Source organism: Aminomonas paucivorans DSM 12260, assembly GCF_000165795.1.
In the GTDB taxonomy this organism is placed as follows: Bacteria; Synergistota; Synergistia; order Synergistales; family Synergistaceae; genus Aminomonas; species Aminomonas paucivorans.
On record NZ_CM001022.1, the window covers coordinates 140,448 to 160,319 of the forward strand.

Annotated in this window: 15 protein-coding genes; 11 read left to right on the top strand and 4 right to left on the bottom strand. The window is 69.1% G+C overall.

The window, feature by feature from the left end; genetic code table 11:
* Positions 1-43: 43 nt before the first annotated feature.
* Positions 44-1,909: a copper amine oxidase domain protein gene (locus APAU_RS00630; protein WP_006299706.1), complete on the top strand. Its 1,866-nt coding sequence runs from the start codon at positions 44-46 to the stop codon at positions 1,907-1,909.
* Positions 1,910-1,978: 69 nt separating this feature from the next.
* Here the strand turns inward: APAU_RS00630 and APAU_RS00635 are convergent, their stop codons facing one another.
* On the bottom strand, positions 1,979-3,376 hold the full coding sequence (locus APAU_RS00635; RefSeq protein WP_040345208.1) for an alanine/glycine:cation symporter family protein: 1,398 nt from the start codon (positions 3,374-3,376) through the stop codon (positions 1,979-1,981).
* Between the two features lie 383 nt (positions 3,377-3,759).
* Here APAU_RS00635 and hutH point away from each other — a divergent pair, with 383 nt between their 5' ends.
* From hutH to frlC, 10 genes are all read left to right on the top strand, one after another.
* Positions 3,760-5,295 carry a histidine ammonia-lyase gene (gene hutH, locus APAU_RS00640; protein WP_006299708.1) on the top strand — a complete coding sequence of 512 codons (1,536 nt, stop codon included), beginning with the start codon at positions 3,760-3,762 and terminating at the stop codon, positions 5,293-5,295.
* A gap of 62 nt (positions 5,296-5,357) precedes the next feature.
* Positions 5,358-6,026: a GntR family transcriptional regulator gene (locus APAU_RS00645; RefSeq protein ID WP_006299709.1), complete on the top strand. Its 669-nt coding sequence runs from the start codon at positions 5,358-5,360 to the stop codon at positions 6,024-6,026.
* Between the two features lie 34 nt (positions 6,027-6,060).
* Positions 6,061-9,120 (top strand): ATP-binding protein, encoded by a 3,060-nt coding sequence (locus tag APAU_RS14440; protein WP_006299710.1) that lies wholly within the window; start codon positions 6,061-6,063, stop codon positions 9,118-9,120.
* A gap of 260 nt (positions 9,121-9,380) precedes the next feature.
* Positions 9,381-9,812, top strand: coding sequence for a flavodoxin (locus APAU_RS00655; RefSeq protein ID WP_006299711.1), 432 nt, complete (start codon positions 9,381-9,383; stop codon positions 9,810-9,812).
* Positions 9,813-10,229: 417 nt separating this feature from the next.
* Positions 10,230-10,943 carry a GntR family transcriptional regulator gene (locus APAU_RS00660; RefSeq protein ID WP_006299712.1) on the top strand — a complete coding sequence of 238 codons (714 nt, stop codon included), beginning with the start codon at positions 10,230-10,232 and terminating at the stop codon, positions 10,941-10,943.
* A gap of 2 nt (positions 10,944-10,945) precedes the next feature.
* Positions 10,946-11,656, top strand: a complete 711-nt coding sequence (locus APAU_RS00665) for a GntR family transcriptional regulator (RefSeq protein ID WP_006299714.1) — start codon at positions 10,946-10,948, stop codon at positions 11,654-11,656.
* Between the two features lie 142 nt (positions 11,657-11,798).
* On the top strand, positions 11,799-12,584 hold the full coding sequence (frlD, locus tag APAU_RS00670) for a fructoselysine 6-kinase (RefSeq protein ID WP_006299715.1): 786 nt from the start codon (positions 11,799-11,801) through the stop codon (positions 12,582-12,584).
* Between the two features lie 199 nt (positions 12,585-12,783).
* Positions 12,784-14,124 carry an amino acid permease gene (locus APAU_RS00675; RefSeq protein ID WP_006299716.1) on the top strand — a complete coding sequence of 447 codons (1,341 nt, stop codon included), beginning with the start codon at positions 12,784-12,786 and terminating at the stop codon, positions 14,122-14,124.
* Between the two features lie 114 nt (positions 14,125-14,238).
* The gene (gene frlB / locus APAU_RS00680; protein WP_006299717.1) at positions 14,239-15,261 is read left to right on the top strand and encodes a fructoselysine 6-phosphate deglycase; all 1,023 of its coding nucleotides are present in this window, start codon (positions 14,239-14,241) and stop codon (positions 15,259-15,261) included.
* Positions 15,262-15,319: 58 nt separating this feature from the next.
* Positions 15,320-16,141 carry a fructoselysine 3-epimerase gene (frlC, locus tag APAU_RS00685; protein ID WP_006299718.1) on the top strand — a complete coding sequence of 274 codons (822 nt, stop codon included), beginning with the start codon at positions 15,320-15,322 and terminating at the stop codon, positions 16,139-16,141.
* A gap of 117 nt (positions 16,142-16,258) precedes the next feature.
* Here the strand turns inward: frlC and APAU_RS00690 are convergent, their stop codons facing one another.
* The 3 genes from APAU_RS00690 to APAU_RS00700 form a co-directional block, all read right to left on the bottom strand.
* Positions 16,259-17,824: a right-handed parallel beta-helix repeat-containing protein gene (locus tag APAU_RS00690; RefSeq protein ID WP_006299719.1), complete on the bottom strand. Its 1,566-nt coding sequence runs from the start codon at positions 17,822-17,824 to the stop codon at positions 16,259-16,261.
* 171 nt (positions 17,825-17,995) lie between these two features.
* Positions 17,996-18,799, bottom strand: coding sequence for an SDR family NAD(P)-dependent oxidoreductase (locus APAU_RS00695; RefSeq protein WP_006299720.1), 804 nt, complete (start codon positions 18,797-18,799; stop codon positions 17,996-17,998).
* Positions 18,800-18,827: 28 nt separating this feature from the next.
* Positions 18,828-19,625 (bottom strand): acetoacetate decarboxylase family protein, encoded by a 798-nt coding sequence (locus tag APAU_RS00700; protein WP_006299721.1) that lies wholly within the window; start codon positions 19,623-19,625, stop codon positions 18,828-18,830.
* Positions 19,626-19,872: the final 247 nt, after the last annotated feature.

The following is a 19,872-nucleotide window of genomic DNA, read 5'->3' on the forward strand; positions in this document are numbered from 1 at the left end:
GCGACGAAAAACCCGTTCCCCTTCGAGGAGGAGATCCTGCTTCATGACGACGATGTGGAAGCGTCTTGCCCCTGCGTTCCTGCTGCTTTTGGTTCTGGCCTGCGTGTCCTGGGCCGCCCCGGGTTCCATCCGGGTGGTGGTGGACGGGTCGGAGGTGAAGCTGCCCGTTCCCGCGACCCAGTCGGGCAGCCAGGTGGTGGTTCCCCTGAAGCCGGTGCTGGAGGCCCTGGGGGTCACCTGCTGGTGGGAGTCCTCCCTCGGCCCCGGCCGTCTCACCGCCTATAAGGGTTCGACCTTCGTCACCCTTCAGGCGGGCAGCTCCATGGGAACCCTGCAGGGAGGGCTGGTGTCCCTGGACGTGCCCTCGTCCCTCCAGCAGGGCTGGATCATGGGGCCCGCGAGCCTGCTCTCCCGCACCTTCGGGGCTTCGGTGGCCTGGGACGAGGGTTCCCGCACCCTGACCGTGGCCTCCGGTCCCGGCGATCCCCCCCTGACGGGGAAGGCCCGTGCCCTGGTGGAGGCCCTGGAGGCGGCGGGGTACGAGGTGCGCCGAGGGGCCATGGCCCAGCTCAACCTCATCGACCTGTGCACGTGGAAGCTCCTGCCCAGCTGCTACGGGAACAACGCGGGGCAGCCCTACCTGTGTCCCCTGCTCCCCGTGGGGGCGACCCAGGACTTCCCCAACACCTTCCCCTGGACCTACCGCCTGGAGGAGCGGGAGGGGGTGGTGATCCTGGGGAACACCCCCCCCGAGGCGGACTACTTCAGCTATCGGGGCTACCTGACCCTGCGGACCTTCCGGGACGAGGGGACCCGGCGGCGGGTCTTCGCCAGCCTGGGGGACGAGGTGAACGTCCTCTCCTTCCCCGCCGACGGAGGGAGCCCCTTCCGCCACGACTTCGCTCTGGTCTCCACGGCGGACCGGAACCTCGACGGGGCGGTGCGGCAGGCGGCGGCCCAGGCGGGGTATTCGGCCTTCCTCTCGGACACCATCCCCAAGCCCCTGGTCCGCATGGGCCTCGCCGCTGACGCGGACGAATTCGGCCTCATCAACCGGGCGGCGCGGTTCAAGGACAAGGCGGCGGGACAGGCCTACCTGGCAAATCCCGACGTGGAGGTCTTCCGGGTGACCCCCCGCACCTCCGGGGTGGCCAGCCTCTTCGGCATGCCGAACCTGCGGATCCGGGGGACCGGGGTCTTCGAGGAAGCCGCCCCGGCGGATCGGGCCGCCGCGGGGGGACAGGACCTTCTGGAGACCATGACGGAGCTGCGCCGGGCCATCCTGAACCGGTACGGCGTCAGCCGGGACGTGGAGGAGATGGAGACCTGCGTCTGGCTGCCCGAGGGTTTCGAGGGCATCCAGCGGGGCATCGACGTCCTGGGGGAGGGGCGGGACACCATCTACCTGCGCACCTCCGGGGACTTCCTCCTGAAGGACGACCCGGAGGACTTCGTCATCGTCTACGGGGTGCTGCACAACCGGACGGGGAAGGCCACCTACACCAACCTGAGCGTCTACGGGACGCGCTACCTCAACGGGGTCTGCGGCATGGACAACGACCGCCTCGCGGGGACCGCGGAGGAGTACCTGCCCGGCAACCCCCTGGCGAAGTACCTGTACGTGGCGAAGATCTCCCGGCGGCAGCTGGACGCCGGCACCAACGTGGTGCCCTGGGGGGTGGGGTGCAACGGCGTGGACCTGAAAGATTCCATCTTCCTGGCCTTCCGGGCCTACCTGGAGCCCCCCACGAAGGTGGGCCCCGCGGCGGCGGAGCTGATCTTCGACCGGGGCATCCACTTCCGCGCCCCCTCGGGGTCCTCCGGGTCCGGCGGCGGGGGGTGCGACGCGGGGCTGGGCATGGGAGCCCTCCTGCCGGTTCTCCTGCTGTTCTTCCGCCGACGGGGCTAGATGCCGAAAGGGGCCGCCGGGAACCGGCGGCCCCTTTCGCGTGTTGCGAGGCGAGGACGCCCCTGCTGCCTAGGCGGAAGGGGCCTTCCCGGTGTCCTTCAGGTAGTACTTGCCCGGGGTGTGGAAGAACTCCCGCACCAGTTCCCCGTACTCCCCGTGGAGCAGGAACAGGCCGATCATGTTGGGGATGATCATGAACGCGAAGAACACGTCGCAGAAGGGCCAGAGCTGCTCCGCGTCCCAGAAGGTCCCCGCGAAGATGGCGGCGATGAAGCCCACCCGCACCAGCATGGCCAGCTTGCGGCCCCCGAAGTAGTTCCCCTGCTCCTCCCCGTAGTACACGTAGGCCAGCATGGAGGTGAAGGCGAAGAGGGTGAGGCACACCGCCACCAGGCTCTTGCCGAAGACCCCCCACTGCATGCCGAAGGCCAGGGTGGCCAGCCGCTCCGGCACCTTGGCGGAGGCGGGGTCGGTCCATACCCCGGAGAGGAGGACCACCAGGGCGGTGGTGGTGCACACCAGGATGGTGTCCACGAAGACCTCCATGATGCCGTAGAGTCCCTGCCGAACCGGGTGGTCCACTGCGGCGGTGGCGTGGGCGATGGCCGCCGCCCCGTCCCCCGCCTCGTTGGAGAAGGCCCCCCGGGCGCAGCCCCAGCGCATGGCTGCGGCCACGCTGGCTCCCGCGAAGCCCCCCGTGGCGGCGGCGGGGGAGAAGGCGCTCTTGAAGATCAGGGCGAAGAGCCCCGGCACCTGGTTCAGGTGGGTGAACACGATCACCAGCCCCGCGGCGATGTAGAGGATCGCCATGAAGGGCACCACCTTGCCTGCGAAGGTGCCGATGCGCTTGATGCCCCCGAACACGATCACCGCCACCAGGACGGTGAAGGCGATCCCCGAGGCCAGGGTGGGGATGCCGAAGGCCTCGTGCACCGAACCCGCCAGGGAGTTGCACTGGATCATCTCCGTGATGCTCAGGGTGAGCACCAGCATGAGGCCGTAGAAGGGGCCCAGCCAGCTCAGACGGAACCGTTTCAGCCCCCGGCTCAGGTAGTACTGGGGGCCTCCCACCCAGATGCCGTGCTCGTCCTGTACTCGGTACTTCTGTCCCATCACCGCTTCGGTGAACTTGGTGGCCATACCCAGAAGGGCCATGAGCCACATCCAGAACACCGCGCCGGGACCGCCCCAGAACACCGCCAGCCCGACCCCCACGATGTTGCCGGAGCCGATGGTGTTGGCCAGGGCGGTGGAGAGGGCCTCGTAGGAGGAAAGGGTGCCCTGGGCTCCTTCCTGCGCCTGGTTCTGTCGGCGGAAGAACTTGCCGAGGGTCTGGTTCCATGCGTAGCCGAAGTGGCGGAACTGCACGACGCCGACCCGCAGGGTGATGAACAGCGCCCCCAGGCCGAGGAAGTAGAGCATGAAGTCTCCCCAGACGAAGCCGGAGAACGCCAGCATTCCCTTCATGAAGCTGTCCCAAAGTGCCAAGAGATCATCTCCTTTTGCCGTTCCGGGTGGGGTCGCGACGAAGGCGCCCCGAAGGGAAGAGAGGGAAAGGGATGCGGATGGACGGGGCGACCACCTCCTGGTCCAGGGGATTCGATCCGCTCGGGGGGTGCCGGACGGTCTCTGTGGAGCCAGGGTAAGGATAGGGCATCAGGGAATCATCAACGGTGCAACCTGTTTCGTTTGATGTTTTTTGCGCGTGAAAACCCTGTGGAAATCGGGTCTTACGGGAACGCTTGACCGAAGAGATGGGAGCTGCTAAAAACAGATTGCATTTTTGATGTTTTTATCAGGCTTTCGATCCCCCCGGGGGGTGCCGCCGGATCGAAAGGAGCGTGTCGTTTGTGACGAACAGAACGGTGGTGTTGGACGGCAACAGCCTGTCCCTGGAGGACTTCCTGGCGGTGACCCGGGAAAACGCCCCGGTGCGGGTGGCGGAGGAGGCCCTGGAGCGGGTGGTGCGCTCCCGGGCGGTGGTGGACCGCCTTCTGGAGGAAGGTCGTCCCATGTACGGCATCAACACGGGCTTCGGCCGGTTCGCCGACGTGGCCATCCCGGAGGACCAGATCCAGCAGCTTCAGATCAACCTCATCCGGGCGGACGCGGTGGGCGTCGGGGCCCCCTTTCCCCGGGAGGTGGTGCGGGGCATCCTGCTCCTGCGGGCCAACTCCATCCTCAAGGGGTACTCCGGTTCCCGGCCGGTGGTGCACGAGACCCTGGTGGCCATGCTGAACGTGGGGGTCCATCCGGTCATCCCCGAGAAGGGCTCCGTGGGAGCCAGCGGAGACCTCTGCCCCCTGGCCCACTTGGTGCTGCCCATGATCGGCGAGGGGGAGGCGGAGTTCGACGGGGCGGTGCTGCCCGGAGGGGAGGCCATGGCCCGGGCGGGGATCCCCCTGCTGGAGCTGAAGGCCAAGGAGGGGCTGGCCCTCATCAACGGGACCCCCGTGATGACCTCCGTGGCGGCCCACGCCCTCCACGACGCCCTGGTGCTCCAGCGGAGCGCCGACGTGCTGGGTGCCCTCACGGCGGAATCCCTCCGGGGGGTTTCGGACGCCTACGACCCCCGGATCCACGCCGCCCGGCGCCAGAAGGGGCAGATCGTCTCGGCGGCGAACCTCCGCCGCCTCCTGGAGGGAAGCACCTACATGACTCGACAGGGGGAGCTGCGGATGCAGGACGCCTACTCCCTCCGGTGCATCCCCCAGATCCACGGGGCCAGCCGCATGGCCCTGGAGTACGTGCGCTCCGTGGTGGAGGACGAACTCAACGCCGCCACGGACAACCCCCTGGTGCTGGCGGACACGGGGGACGTGTTCTCCGGGGGGAACTTCCACGGCCAGCCCATGGCGGTGGCGGCGGACACCCTGGGCATCGCGGCGGCGGAGCTGGGGGACATCTCGGAGCGCCGCATCGCCAAGCTGGTGGACCCGGCGCTGAACCACGGTCTGCCCGCCTTCCTGGTGCGCCAGGGGGGCATCAACTGCGGTTTTATGGTGCCCCAGTACGCCGCCGCCGCGGTGGTGTCGGAGAACAAGGTGCTGGCCCACCCCGCCTGCGTGGACTCCATCCCCACCTCCGCGGGACAGGAGGACCACGTGAGCATGGGCACCATCGGGGCCCGGAAGGCCCGGACCATCGTGGAACACGTCCAGGCGGTGCTGGGCATCGAGTGGATGTGCGCCGCCCAGGCCCTGGACCTGCAGGAGAAGCGGATCCTGGGGAAGGGCACCCGCCCCGCCTACGATCTCATCCGGGAACACGTTTCCTTCATGGAGGACGACCGGGTCTTCTACCAGGACCAGCGCACCGCCGCCCGCCTGCTGGCGGAAGGGGTTCTGCTGCGCCGGGTGGAGGCCGCGGTGGGTCCCCTGGACTAGGGGGTTTCCGGGGCTGCGGGACCGGTTCCCGCAGCCCCGGAACCGAGGAGAGGAGGCCGCCCGTGCCCGCGAAAGGCAGCAAGACCAGGGGTTCCTGCTTCGAGACGGCCCTGGAGCACCTGCGTCGACGGATCCTGACGGGGTCCGCCCGGGGAGGGGACCCCCTCTCGGAGCTTCAGGTGGCCCGGGATCTGGGGATGAGCCGTACCCCCGTGCGGGCGGCGCTGCGCCGCCTCGCCGAGGAGGGGTTCGTCACCCTGGTCCCTCAGCGGGGGTTCTTCGTCAACGCCTGTTCCGTGCAGGACTACAAGGAGGTCAACGACATCCGAAGCGTCCTGGAGCCCCTGGCCCTGGAGACCGCGTTGCCCTGCCTTCCCGGGGAATTCCTGGAGGCCCAGCGGCGGCTCTGGAAGGGGCACGAGGAAGCCCTGGAGCGGGGAGGCCGGATGGACCGGGATGCCCTGGTGCGGGACGACGAGGCCTTCCACGCCCTGCTGGTGGAGCACTGCCGGAACGAGCGTCTCAAGGGCTTCCTGCGCATCCTTCGGGCGCAGATCGCCCAGATCCGCCTCTCCTCCTGGATGGCCGCCCCGGTGTACGTGGCGGCGGCGGTGCGGCAGCACCTGGAGCTGCTCGACCGGATGGAGGAGGGAAACCTGGGGGAGGCCCAGGAACTGCTGCGGCGGCACATCCTGCTGAAGCAGGCCTACCTGTCCAGCTACCTGGGGTGACGGGAGGGGGTCTCCCGAGGAAGGGGTGGGGGCGATGGAGGTCCGGATCCGCCTGCTGGGGTCCCCGGGGGTGGAGGTGGACGGGGCGAGGGTGGTCCCGTCGCTGCGGAAGGCGGAGGGGCTGCTGTACTACGTGGTGGCGGAGGGACGGGCCAGCCGGGAGCGGCTGGCCACCCTGCTGTGGGGGGATCGGGACGAGGAGTCGGCCCACAACAACCTCCGCAACGCCCTCTACCTGATCCGCCGTGCCCTGCCCGAGGGGGTGCTCCTCTGCGACCGCCGGGACGTGACCCTGTGCCGGGAGCGGGTCTTGCGGGACCTGGACGACCTGCCCCGGCTGGAGGACCCGGCCTTCGGGGAGTGGCGAGGTCTCTGCGGGGAGTTTCTGGATGGCTTCGAGGTGCCCGAGAGCGAGGCCTACGGGGAATGGCTCCGGGGAGCCCGGGACCGGATCCGGGGACGGCTCCGGGAAGGGCTGCGCCGCCGCTCCGGGGCCTGCTACGACTCCGGGGACGGCCAGGGGGTGGAGGGAGCGTTGGAAGCCCTCCTGCAGCTGGATCCCTTCGACGAGGACGCCACCCTGGAACTCCTGGAGTGCCACGTCGCCCGAGGCAATCCCGGGCGGGCCTTCGACCTGTTCCGCTCCTTCCGCGCGAGGCTTCGGGAGGAACTGGACCTGGCCCCCAGCCCCCGGGCGGAGGAGGTGTTCCGGCGGCTTCTCCTCCGGGGGGAAGGAAGGGAGACGCCCTCCCCGGACCGCCCCCTCTTCTTCGGCCGGGACGAGGAGATCCGCACGATCCTGGAGACCCTGGGAAGGGAACGTCCACGCCCCCTGGCGGTGCACGTGTGGGGGGAGGCGGGGGTGGGCAAGAGCGCCCTGGTGCGTCGGATCCTCTCCCGAACCGCTTCGGAGGAGCAGCTGCCCCTCTGCGGGCGGGCCTTCGAGGTGAGCCGGGATCGTCCCTTCTCCCCCTGGAACGACCTGTTGGGCCACCTGGGCCGCTCCGTGGATCTGGACCGGCTGGACCTGGATCCCCTTCGGGTCTCCCTGCTGGCGGGGGCCTTTCCCGCCCTGGATCGGGGGCGTCGCCGCACCGCCACCTTCGAGCACGCCGCCCTCTTCCCGGAGGCCAACCCGGTGATGCTGGGGGAGATCCTGGCGGAGGTGCTGGATCGGGTGGCGGAGGTGCGGACCCCGGTGCTCTTCCTGGAGGACCTCCAGTGGTTCGACGACCTCTCCCTGACCCTTCTGGGGGCCCTTCTGGCCCACGCCTCCCGCCCCTGGACCCTCTTCCTCACCCGGCGCTCCGAGGCGGTCTCCCCTTCCCGAAGACAGCTCCAGCGCCTGGCCCGGGAGGGGGTGGTGGAGCTGCGGGAGATTCCCCTGGCCCCCTTCGACCCGCCCCAGACCCTGGCGTTCTGTCGGGCCCTCCTGGACGAGGAGACCATCGCCCTCCGGGGGGAGGACTTCTTCTACCGGCAGACCCAGGGGATCCCCCTGCTGGTGGTGGAGCTGGCCCGGGCCCTCCGGGAGAACGCCGGGGGGGAGGACCCCCGGGGGCTGGCGGGGATCCTGGCGGGGCGCTACGGGGAGCTTTCGGAGCCCCAGAAGGAGCTGCTGGACGCCCTGTCGGTGTTCGAGGAGGGGGCGACCCAGGAGGATCTGGGGGCCTTGCTGGGGGGCGACGCCCTGGAGCGGGCCCGGGTCGCCGAGTCCCTGCTGCGCAAGGGGCTCACGGAGGAGGGACTGGAGGAGGGGGAGGGGTGCCCGGTGCTCCGGTTCCACCACCAGCGGATCCGGGAGTACGTCTACGAGGCCATGCCCGCCTTCAAGCGCCAGGAACTGCACCGGAGGGCGGCGGAGCGTCTGGAGGGGATCTGCGGCCCCCAGAACTGGAATCCCTCCCTGAGCGCCCGTCTCTTCCGCCACTTCGCCCGATCCGGTCAGGGGGAGAAGGAACTGGCCCTGCACCTCCGGGAGATGCGGCTGCACATCATCCTGAACCACGAACTCTTCCCCCTGCTGCCCGACGGGGTCCTCCTCTCCTGTTCCACCCCCTTCAGCGACCGGCCGGACACGGAACAGAAGCTGGACCAGGTGAGGGAGCTCCTGCACCGCCTCAATCGGGCCCAGCCCGGCAGCTCCCGGATCACGGCCCTGGAGGCGTCGTACCTGGAGCTTCGGGGGGGGTATCTCATCGCCTGGGGGGCCTACAAGGAGGGACGACACTTCCTGGACCGGTCCCTTCGGCTGGCCCGGCGGGAGGGGCTGGGGCCGGTGCAGCTTCGCTGTCTCCAGCACCTGTGCTACCACGGTCTGCAGACGGACCAGCCGGGTCTTTTGATCCCCCACGGGAGGGAGATGCTGCGCCTGGCCCGGGAGCTGGGGCGGGACGCCTCCGTGGGGGCCGCCCTTCGTTTCCTCGGGGTGGCCCGGCAGCTGGGGGGGGATTTCGATGGGGCGGTCCGGATCTTCCAGCGGTCCATCGAGGTCTTCCGGGGGCTGGAGGAGGTGGGGAACCCCCACACCCTGGGGGAGCTGGCGGCGGAGAACTACATCGGGGAGGTGCTCCACTGGAGCGGAAGGCTCCCGGAGGCCCTGGAGCGGTTCGAGACCTGCGTGGACCGGTGCGAGGAGAAGGGGCTCTTCTGGGGGTGCTCCCTCTTCCACTCCAATGCCGCCAGCGTGGCCCTGGATCTGGGGGATCCGGAAGGGGCGGCGCGGCACGTGGAGCGGGCCACGGAGCTTTTCGAACGGTGCCAGGGAGGGCGGAGCGGCTCCATGCTCTACAGCCTCAAGGCCCTGATGGAGGGCAAGGCGGGACGCTACGCCGAGGCGCTGACGGCCCTGGAGCGGGGAGAGCTGCTCTGCGCCCCCATCCGCAAGAAGTCCTGGTCCTCGGTGCACCTCCTGGCCAAGGCCCTCCTGGGGGAGCGCATGGAGCGGGACCCCCGGGCCCGGGAGGCCTGGGGAGGGGTGCTGACCCGGCCCGCCCGGGACTATGCCCGGGAGGCTGCCTCCCTGTTTGACGCCCTGGGGGCCCGGCTTCGCGCTGCGTCTCTGCGGGAACGCTTCGGTCTGGATCGGGACTAGCAGCCCGCCTGCCCTCCGTCTCTCCCTCCCCTTGCAGCATCCCCCCCGTCCCCTCCCTGGAGCCGAGGACCATCTCCCGGCCCCGCATCCTCGTCATGCCGCGTGCCCTCTCCCGTGACGTCGACGGAGGAACCCTTGACACGGGAAAGGGGGGATGGTATCTCTTGTTTGGATAATCAAACAATGGGGTGCGGTGTTCCTCCCTGCCGGTTTCGGGCAGGAGGGCCCGCCGATCTCGTGAAACGAAAGGGGTAGGACCGATGAACCGGGTGGCCGTGGTGTACTGGAGCGGGACGGGAAACACGGAGTCGATGGCGAAGGCCGTGGCGGAGGGGGCGCAGAAGGCCGGGGTTCCCGAAGTGGCCCTTCTGACGGTAGGGGAGGCCGTGCCGGGGATCGTGGGGACGGTGGACGCCGTGGCCTTGGGGTGCCCCGCCATGGGGGCGGAGGTCCTGGAGGAGTCGGAGATGGAGCCCTTCGTGGCGGCCCTGACCGCCGATTCCCTCCAGGGGAAGCCGGTCCTCCTCTTCGGTTCCTACGATTGGGGCGACGGGACCTGGATGCGGGAGTGGGGAGAGCGCATGAAGGGGCTGGGAGCGAAGGTCCTGGCGGAGCTTCCGGTGAAGCTGGACCCGAAGGAAGAGGACCTGGCCCGTTGCCGCGAGGCGGGAGCCCTTCTGGCGGGGAACTGAGCTTGGGAGTTTCGGCGGTGGCGGGGGATCGAGAAATCTGTCCCTCCTTGCGGATCCCTCCGGGGACGAACGGCCTTCTCTGGTCCTGCCCCACGCGGGAATCGCGTAGCCGGGCAGGATTCGGGAAAACGGAGACATCCGAGGAAGGGGCACATGCAGGGAGGGGGAGGAGAGGGGTTTCTGCGAAGACAAGGACGCTGCGTCGGGAGGGGAGCTTGAGGGCTCCCCTCCCTTTTTTCTGACGATTTTCCCGGATGTGCTTGACGGGGTCTCTGGATTGGTGTAGTAAAAATCACAAGTGGATTACGATACAACCACTTGGGCGTCCCGATCCCGTGGCGGGAGGGGCATCCTCGTTTCCCCGGCTCGGCGCGGTAGGATGGGGGGGATACCATGCCGTCATCGGGAGGGACCACCGTGCCGCAGACACAGGACGTGAAGATCGCCGACCACATCGAAGAGGCCCTTCGGGGTCGGGAACCGGGTTCCCGGCTTCCCTCGGAGCGGGACCTGGCAGCCCGGTTCGGGGTGCAGCGCCTGACGGTGCGGGCCGCCCTGAAACGCCTGGAGCGGGAGGGGCGCATCGTCAGCATCGGAGGAAGCGGCCACTACGTGGCGGAACGGAAGATCGAGCGGAACCTGGCCTCCTTCCAGTCCCTCACCGAGGCCATCGGGGAGAGCGGCCGGGAGCTTTCCAGCCGCCTGGTGGCCTGGGATCGGGTGGAGGCGGACAAACGGTTGGGCCAGAGGCTGGGAGTCCCCCTGGGGGAAGCGCTTCACCGGATCCGGCGACTTCGGTTCGCGGACCGGATCCCCCTGACCCTCGAGACCTCCTGGATTCCCCTGCGCCTGGCCCCGGAGCTGGAGGGGGCGGACCTGGAGACGGGCTCCCTCTACGCGGCCCTGGAGGCCCGGGGCGTCCTGCTCGTCTCCGCCCGCCAGGAGATCCTCATGGCCTTCGCCTCGGAGGACGAGGCGGACCTGCTGGAGGTGGAGGAGGGGGAGGCGCTCCTGCTGCTGCGCGGGGTGGCCTTCGACGGGGAGGGGCAGTCGGTGGAGTTTTCCACCTCCCTGACCCGGGGGGATCGGTGCGTGTTCCGCAGCGTGCTGACCAAGGACCGGAGGGACTGACCGTGGAGCCCGTGACGCCGCTGCACGTGCAGCTTCGGGAACTCCTGCGGGAGAAGATCGAGGAGGGATGCTACGGCCAGGGAACCATGATCCCCTCGGAGCGGGACCTGGCCGCGGCCTACCGCATCAACCGCATGACCGCCAAGAAGGCGGTGGAGGGCCTGGTCCGGGAGGGGCTGCTGCGCCGGATCCAGGGCAAGGGGACCTTCGTGGTGCGCACGGTGCCCCACGGGAACCTCCAGACCCTCCAGGGCCTCTCGGAGGCCCTGAAGGTCTCCGGCAAGACCCCCTTCACCCGGTTGGTGCTGGCGGAGGTGATGGAAGGGGGCGGCAAGGCGGGGCGTCTCCTGGAGCTGGGCCCGGAGGAGCGCATCTACCGGATCCTGCGGCTGCGCTACGCGGATCAGGAGCCCGTGGCCCTGGAGGACACCTACGTGCCCCTGGGGCTGACGGAGGGGCTGGAGGACCTGGACTTCGAGGTCCTCTCCCTCTACGGGGTCCTGGAGGAGCGGGGCATCCGGCTGGCCACCAGCGACCAGAGCCTCACCCTGGCGCGGATCCACCCCCGGGAGGCGAAGCTGCTGGGGGTGCCGCCGGAGACGGCGGTGTTCCTCTTCGAGTTCCTGAGCCGGGACGACCGGGGCCGGGCCATCGAATACACCAAGTCCTACACCCGGGGGGACCTGCGGGTCTACGACGTCCTCCTGAAGTAGTTCCTCGGGAAAGCGCGCATTTCCGAAAAGCCGGGCACCCCTCGGGGCGTCGCCGGAGAGGATCCCCCCGCGTCGCGGGCGGGACTGGTCTTCCTGTGGCCTTCCCTCGGGGAGGCGCGGGTCGGGGGAGGAGGAAGGTCCTTTGCGGATCGCCACGGTGGGGGACAACTGCATGGACGTCTACGTGAACCTGGGCAACCGGGCCTTTCCCGGGGGCAATCCGGTGAACGTGGCGGTCTATCTGGCCCGTCTGGGGGAGCATCCCTCCTACCTGGGGGTGGTGGGGGACGACGAACACGGAGCCCGGCTTCGGGAGGCCGTGGCCGCCAAGGGAGTGGACGTGTCCCGGGTGCGTACCCTCCCCGGCAAGACCGCCGTGTCCACCATCAAGCTGGTGGAGGGGCAGCGGGTCTTCGGGGACTACGAGGAAGGGGTCATGGCGGACTTTCGCCTCGACGAGGAGGACCGGGCGTTCCTCCGGGGCTTCGACCTGGTACACACGGGGATCTGGGGGATGGTGGAGCGGGACCTGCCGGAACTCCACCGTCGGGGCCCCCTGATCTCCTTCGACTTCGCGGACAAGTACGACCACGAGATCCTGGGGATCGCCCTGCCCCACGTGGACTACGCCTTCTTCGCCGCCGAGGAGGACACCCCCTTCGTGCGGGATCTGATCTGCCGGGCCCAGGCCCGGGGGCCTCGGGTGGCGGTGGCCACCCTGGGGGCCAACGGGAGCCTGGCCTGGGACGGGAAGGAGTTCACCCCCTTCGGCATCGTTCCCGTGGAGGTGGTGGACAACATGGGAGCCGGGGACAGCTACATCGCCGGGTTCATGCGCGGGGTCCTGCTGGGGGAGCCCCTGGCCCGCTGCATGGCCCTGGGGGCGGAGAACGCCTCCGTCACCCTGACCACCCTGGGGGCCTGGTAGCCCCCGCCCCGGGGGGCCGCCCCCGGGGACGATCCGCCAAGGCATCGACGGAACCGGAAGCGGCAGGCCCGGGAGGCCCGAGGGCGTCCCCCTGATGGGGTCTTGCCTTTTCCCGATCCGACGCGGCGCATCCCCAGGAAAGGAGGTTTGCGGAAAAGAGGGGCACCCTGGGAAGACCGAAGCGAAGGAGGCAGACGAAGTGAGCGGACAGACCAAGGAACTGGGACGCAAGCTGGGTTTCTGGGCCGCCCTGGCCATCGCCGTGGGGACCACGGTGGGGTCCGGGATCTTCGCCTCCGTGGGCGAGGTGGCGGGGGCGGCGGGTTCGCCCCTCATGACCATCCTGGCCTTCGTGGTGGGCGGACTGATCATCATCCCTCAGATGTGCGTGTACGCGGAGCTCTCCACCGCCTATCCCGTGGACGGGGCGGACTACATCTACCTGAAGATGGCGGGAAGCCGGCCCCTGGCCTTCCTCAGCGGCTGGGCCACCTTCTGGGCCAACGACCCTCCCTCCATCTCCATCATGGCCCTGGCGATCCTCAACTACCTCACGGTGTTCGTCCCCTTCGGGGCGGACACGATCCAGGGCAAGCTCATCGCCACCGTCCTGGTGCTGGCCTTCATGACCCTCCACCTGCGCTCCGTGGAGGGTGGCGGGGGGTTCCAGACCCTCATCACCGCCGCCAAGGTGCTGCCCTTCGTGGTGGTCATCGGGGTGGGGCTGTTCTACCTGAAGGGGACCTTCCTGGGGGCCCCCGCGGCGGAGGGAGCGCCCACGGGCATGTCCGCTCTCTGGGCGGGGATCTCCGCCACCAGCTGGTCCTACACGGGCATGTCCGCCATCACCTACATGACCGGGGAGATCAAGGACCCCGGGCGGACCATGCCCCGGGCCCTCATCGGCTCCTGCCTCCTGGTGCTGGCGCTGTACAGCGCCCTGGCGGTGGTGATGTGCGGCCTGCTGCCCTTCGACAGACTCTGCGCCTCCCAGGCACCCATCGCCGACGCCATCGCCCAGGTTCCGGGCATCGGGGGGCTGGCCAGCAAGTTCGTGGCGATCACGGGGATCATCGTCATCATCGGTTCCCTCTCCAGCTGCATCATGTACCAGCCCCGGCTGGAGTACGCCATGGCCAAGGACGGGCTCTTCTTCCGGCAGTTCGCCCACGTCCACGAGAAGTACGCCACCCCGGACTTTTCCATCGTCGTTCAATGCATGCTGGGGATTCTGCTGATCTACATCTCCAACCTCCGGGACCTGCTGGGATACTTCACTCTGGTCCTCTGCTTCAAGAACACCATGACCTTCTGCTCCATCCTCTGGTGCCGTCGCAGGGAGGACTACAATCCCCTGTGGCGCACCCCCCTCTTCTGGCCCATGACGATCCTGGCCATCGGCACCAGCCTCATGCTGGTGGTGTCCACGTTCCTGTGGGCCCCCATGCCGGGGTTGGTCTGCGCGGTGGTGGTGATCCTCACGGGGCTGCCCTGCTACTGGTTCTGGAACCGGAAGAACCGGGGCGTCACGGAGTCCTGATCCGGACGACCCGGGGGCGGACCGGTCGCCTGGAACTCGACGGTCGCCGCAGCTGGATTCGGACACATCCCCCGGGAAGGCGTTCCCTTCCCGGGGCTTTCGGGAGGAATGGACATGCTTCAGATCGACAAGAACACCGTGGAGTTTCTGGTGACGGAGAACATGGTCCACGAGGTGGAGACGATTCTCCGAAGGGATTTCCCCCGCATCGGGGAGATGGCCGGGGAGATGGCGGACCGGGGGGTGGACCGGGTCTACTTCGTGGCCTGCGGTTCCCCCCTGTGCGCCGCCCAGACGGCGGCCCGGCTGATGGAGCGGTTTTCCTCCGTTCCCGCGACGGCCTACAGCGGCTGGGACTTCTGCGACAACCCGCCGCATCGCCTGGACCGGAAGTGCGCCCTCATCGCCATCTCCCACTACGGGAAGACCGAGGAGGTCTGCCTGGCCCTGGAGAAGGCCAAGGCGGCGGGGGCCTACACGGTGGCGGTGACGGGAAGGGAGGAGAACCCCATCGCCGCCCTGGGGGACCGGGTGGTGGCCTACGGGGCGGAGTGCATCTGGGAGGCCCACCTGCTGGTGGCCTACGCCTTCGTCCTGGAGTTCCTGCGTCGCGTGGCCCCGCATCCGGAGCTGGAGCGCATTGCCGCGGATCTGACCAAGCTGCCGGGGGTGCTGGCCCGGCTGGTGGCGGGGTGGGAGGAGAAGGGACGGGCCCTGGGGGAGCGGGCCTCCCGCTGGCCCTTCCTCTACACCGTGGCGGCGGGGCCCCTGAAGCCCCTGGCCTACAAGGAGGGCATCGTGACCCTCCTGGAGTTCACCTGGACCCACGGGAGCTGCCTGGACGCGGCGGAGTTCCGCCACGGCCCCCTGGAGGTGGCGGAGCCGGGGGTGCCCTTCCTGTTCCTCCTGGGGACCGACGAGAGCCGCCACACCGCCCAGCGGGCCCTGGACTTCGTGCGGCGTCACACCGACGACGTGATCGTCTTCGACCACCGGGAGATCGGGGAGGGGCTGCACCCCTGGCTGGCCCCCATGACCCTCTTCGTCCCCCTGGAGTGGTTCTGCTACTACCTGTCCCTGCACAAGGACCACAACCCGGACCATCGGCGCTACTACGGAGGGCTGGCGGAGTACTAGGCCCCGGCCCGCTGCGGGGGGACCCCGGTCCCCCCGGTGCGAAGGGAGGCAGGAAACGGTGAAGTTCTGCATGTTCACCTCCGGCTACATGCGCGATCCCCTGGAGAAGGCCTTCCGCGACGCCGCGGAGCTGGGCTACGACGGCATCGAGATCTGGGGGGGCCGTCCCCACGCCTATGCCCCGGACCTGGCGGCGGGGGACCTGAAGGACCTGGTGCGCCTCTCCCGGGACTACGGGGTGCCCATCGTGGGCTACACCCCCGAGACCAACGCCTACCCGTACAACATGATGATCGGCAGCGAGCGGATGCGCCGGGACAGCCTGGACTACATCAAGCTCTCCATGGACATGGCCGCCGCCATGGGGGCGGGGTTCACCCTCATCTCCGCGGCCCACGCGGGGTACGACACCCCGAAGGAGGTCTACTGGCCCCGTCTCCTGGACTGTCTGCGGGAGCTGGTGGCCCACGGGGATAGCATCGGCATGACCCTCTGCCTGGAGGCCCTCACCCGCTACGAGTCCAACGTGGTCTGCACCGCCGACGACCTGGCCCAGGTGTTCCGGGAGATCTCCTCCCCCCGGCTGGTCACCATGTGCGACGTCTGCGCCCCCTACGTGAACCGGGAGCCCGTGTCCAGCTACTTCGCCAAGCTGGGGGACCGGGTGCGGCACCTCCACCTGGTGGACAGCGACGGGATCAGCGACACCCACTACCTCCCCGGGGACGGGAACATGCCCCTGGGGCCCCTGCTGCGGGACCTGAAGCGTCGGGGGTACGACGGGACCGTCACCCTGGAGCTGGTGACGGCGTACATCCACGAACCCACCTGCTACGCCGACCTGGCCCTGCGCCGGGCCAAGGCGCTGCTGGCGGACTAGGCCGAGGGGACGATTCCGCCCGCGGGCGAACAATCCGTGGGACCGATCCCTCCGTGTCCGGACCTCCGCCGGAGGAGGGCGTACCCTGCGGGGCGTGGTCTGTCCTGCCCCAGGGGTCTAGGGCCTGCCTCCCTTCAGCAGGCACAGGGGGACCAGAAGCGCCCAGACGAGGGAGCCGTACCGGAGGGATGAGCACCCTCCGCTTCCGCCCCGGAGGCTTCCCGTGGGGGAGGTCGTGGGGAGGGAGGCGGGGGAAGAGGGGACGACCGGCGTGGGGGTGAGGAGGCTCGTCGGGAGGGGGGTGACCGTCCCGGGGTCCGGGGTCACCTCCGGCACGGGGGAGGGGGTGATCTCCCCGGGGGTGGGCGTCCCGGGGGAGGGGCTGGGGGTGGGGCTGGGGGAGGGCACGAAGGGTTTCTCGAAGGCCCCGTAGTCTCCCTTGGGTCCTTGGGGGCGGCTCACGCCCCGTTGGTCCGTGGCGGGAAACGGGTGGGGAGAGTCGACGTCGGCGGCGGAGCTGCCCGGCAGGATCGCGCAGGTCTGGGTGAAGCCCCCGTTGTCGGCCAGGGGGGCCAGGAGCGGGTCACCGGAGAGGAGGTGTAGGGCGGCCTCGTTGCCGTCGTAGGTCCCCCGCAGCACCCCGTACTCGAAGGTGGGGGCGGCACCCGCGGCGTACTCCACTTCCTTCAGGGCGCTGGGGACGGAGTTCCAGAGGATGCAGTGGAGGATGGACGTGCCGTCCGTGGGGCTGCAGGCGGTGACGTAGACGCTCTGGCCCCGGGAGGGGTCCCGGGTGGTCCGGTTGTTCAGGAAGGTGCAGTTCCGGACCCGGGTGTGGTTCGAGGCGAGGAGCAGCGCCCCGCCCCCGTCGTCCCAGGCGACGTTCTCCACGAAGGTGCAGTTGGCGATTTCCCCGGCGCTGCCGGTCTCCCCGTAGACGGCGCCGCCGTTGCCCGCTACGTTTTCCACGAAGGTGCAGCAGGAGATCTTCGGAGCGTTCGATCCGGAACTGGCGATCCCGCCGCCGCTTCTCGCGCCGTTGTCCCGGAAGGTGCAGTCCGTGATGACGGGGCTGGCTTCCGATCCGGCGTTGCCTACCCCCCCGCCCTTGAAGGCGTCGTTGCGGAGGAAGGTGCACCGGCTCACCCGGGGGCTGGCCGAGCTGTTGTAGAGTCCTCCGCCCGAGCCCGAGGAAGCGAAGAACCCCCCACGGGCGTTGCCGTCCCGGATGGTGAAGCCGTCGAGGACGGTGGAACCCGTCACGCCGAAGGGGGCGGTCACCACGTGGCAGACGTTGTCCGCCGACGTGGCGGGGTCGCCGATGTTCCCCGAGAGGACCGTCACGTGGGTCTTGGGGACCCTTTGGTCGCGCCTCGTCTCGGTCCCCCCGAAGCCCCCGTAGACCGACACCCCCGGTTTCAGCACGAAGGAGTCCCCCGAGGTTACGCCGGGCAGATAGGTCCCCTGGGCCACCCAGACCTCGTCCCCCGGGGCTGCCCCCTGGATGGCCGCGCCCAGGTCCGACGAGGCGAAGGCGTGGGCCCAGCTCGTCCCGTCTTTTGCTCCTGCACCGGTTCCGGTGACGTACCAGACGGTGCCCGCCGCCCCCGCCCCGGCGCACCAGAGCGACAGGGCCAGCAGGATTCCCCATCCGGCGGCGATCCATCGAGGTCGTGTTCTCATTCCCGATCCACCCTTCCTCAAGAAGAGGCGCCCGGGGCAGGCGGGAAAGCCCGCCACGGGCGCCGAAGATCCGCTGTGGAGCGTGAGGTTCGTCCCGGGGGAAGGGAGCGAGAAGGTGCGCCGCCCCGGGGGGCGCGGGACTCCCCCTGGAGCCCCCTTCCCCGGGTTTCCCTAGAAGTATCGGCCCTTGGTGCGGTAGTTCTCCTTGCGCACCCGGGCCATCCCCAGCAGGATCTGCTCCTGCTCCTCCGGGGCGGTCTGGAACCGCTCCCACCGCTTGCGGTCCGCCTCGGGGAAGACGATGAGGTTCTCGTTGCGCCCCACCCCCGCCAGGATGGTCTCCACCGCCTCCTCCACGCTCACCGCGTCGTCGGGGACGGGCAGCCCCGAGAAGATGGAGGTGGCCACGTTGCTGGGGCACACGGTGGAGAAGCGGATGTTCTCGTCCCAAAGCTCGTAGCGCAGGCACTGCCCCACGGCGCTCACGGCGTACTTGGTGGCGCAGTAGGCCTCCTGGTAGGGGAGGGGGACGATCCCCGCGATGGAAGAGGTGTTGACGATGTGTCCGCCTCCCTGCATCCGCATGATGGGCAGCACCGCGTAGATGCCCTGGAGGACGCTCCAGAAGTTGAGTTCGAAGAGGGAGCGCCAGTCCTCCAGCTCCAGCTGGTCCACCGGCAGGGTGCCCCCCATGCCCGCGTTGTTGAAGAGGAAGTGCACGAACCCCTTCCACTCCACGGTCTTGCGGATCAGGCTCCGGATCTGGTCCTTCTTCGTCACGTCGGTGACCCGGGCCAGGGCGTGTCCCGGGTGTTCCTGGTTGATGCGCGCCACCTCGGCGTTCAGTTTTTCCCCGTTGATATCCCCCATGACCACGTAGGCCCCCAGCTCCGCCAGCCGTCGGCAGAGACCCAGACCCATGCCGTCGGCGGCGCCGGTGACCACCGCCACCTTTCCCTCGTAGGTCTCGCGCATGTCCTTCCCCTCCCTCTCTGTGGCCGCCCTAAGGCAGCGTCCGGGCGTCCGGCGGGTTCATGGTGATCTCCCCGTGGAGGAGCCGGGCGTCGATCATGCGTCCCAGGGGAAGCTCTCCCAGGGCGCGGAGGATGTGGTGCTGTCCCGGGTGGTGTTCCGGGAAGGCCGGAACGTGCCACCGCAGGGCTCCCTCTCCCAGGACGACCCGGTCGCAGCGCATGGCCTGGGGGTACAGGGTGGCCTGGCTCAGGGCCGCCCCGGGGCCTCCCACGTTGGGGATGTATCGGTAGCCCAGCAGGTGGATGTGTTCCATGTCCCGGTTGGTTTGGGCCAGCTCCTCGGGGGTGGCGTCGCGCTTTCCGAAGAAGTCCAGCTCCAGGAAGGTGCGGCTCCAGAAGGAGGCGCAGGTGAAGACGTGGTCCCCCCGGGAGTGGAGGTCTGCGATGTCCGCGAAGATCTTGGGGACCCCCGTCTCCTCCCGTCCCCCGATGATGGGCCAGGTCTGGTTCTCCCACACCACGAGGGGGTACACCCCCGTGAGCCCCGCCTCGCGCCGGTAGGCCACGGGGACGGAAACCTGCACCAGGTTGTAGCCCCCGTTGGCCATGAAGTCCACCATGCGCATCTGGGACATCTGGACGGAGATCTCCGGGCGCAGCAGTTCGAAATCCTCGTGCACGTAGGCCTCCAGCCGGTCCCGGTCCGTCTCGTAGACCAGGGAAAGGGCGTGCACGTCGGAGCATCGGCAGACCCAGCTCAACCCCCCGGGTTGCCCCCCGAAGTGAGCCGGCATGTGGTAGGTATGGTCCTCCCGCAATCGGTACATCCTTGCACCTCCTTCTTTCGATCCGCAGCGCCTTGCCCCCGGGCCGTTTCCTGAGGGCTTCTGAGGCAGTCTTTCATGGAGTGTATTCCCTGGGGGTGCCACCGGGCTTCCTGCGTGCCCATGGAGTTTTTCCGAAGACGGCGGGACGAGGCACGAGGGAAGGGGCTCGAAAGCTCCGTACCCGAAGAAACATGCTAGGTCCAGGGGGTGGAGGAGCGCATCCCTCGAAAGGAGGGATTCTTGGGGT

Bases quoted from the DNA above. Each gene is read 5' to 3' on its own strand.
- APAU_RS00630 (WP_006299706.1), top strand. From the start codon at position 44: ATGACGACGATGTGGAAGCGTCTTGCCCCTGCGTTCCTGCTGCTTTTG.
- APAU_RS00635 (WP_040345208.1), bottom strand. From the start codon at position 3,376: ATGAAGGGAATGCTGGCGTTCTCCGGCTTCGTCTGGGGAGACTTCATG.
- APAU_RS14440 (WP_006299710.1), top strand. From the start codon at position 6,061: ATGGAGGTCCGGATCCGCCTGCTGGGGTCCCCGGGGGTGGAGGTGGAC.
- APAU_RS00655 (WP_006299711.1), top strand. From the start codon at position 9,381: ATGAACCGGGTGGCCGTGGTGTACTGGAGCGGGACGGGAAACACGGAG.
- frlB (WP_006299717.1), top strand. From the start codon at position 14,239: ATGCTTCAGATCGACAAGAACACCGTGGAGTTTCTGGTGACGGAGAAC.
- APAU_RS00690 (WP_006299719.1), bottom strand. From the start codon at position 17,824: ATGAGAACACGACCTCGATGGATCGCCGCCGGATGGGGAATCCTGCTG.
- APAU_RS00695 (WP_006299720.1), bottom strand. From the start codon at position 18,799: ATGCGCGAGACCTACGAGGGAAAGGTGGCGGTGGTCACCGGCGCCGCC.
- APAU_RS00700 (WP_006299721.1), bottom strand. From the start codon at position 19,625: ATGTACCGATTGCGGGAGGACCATACCTACCACATGCCGGCTCACTTC.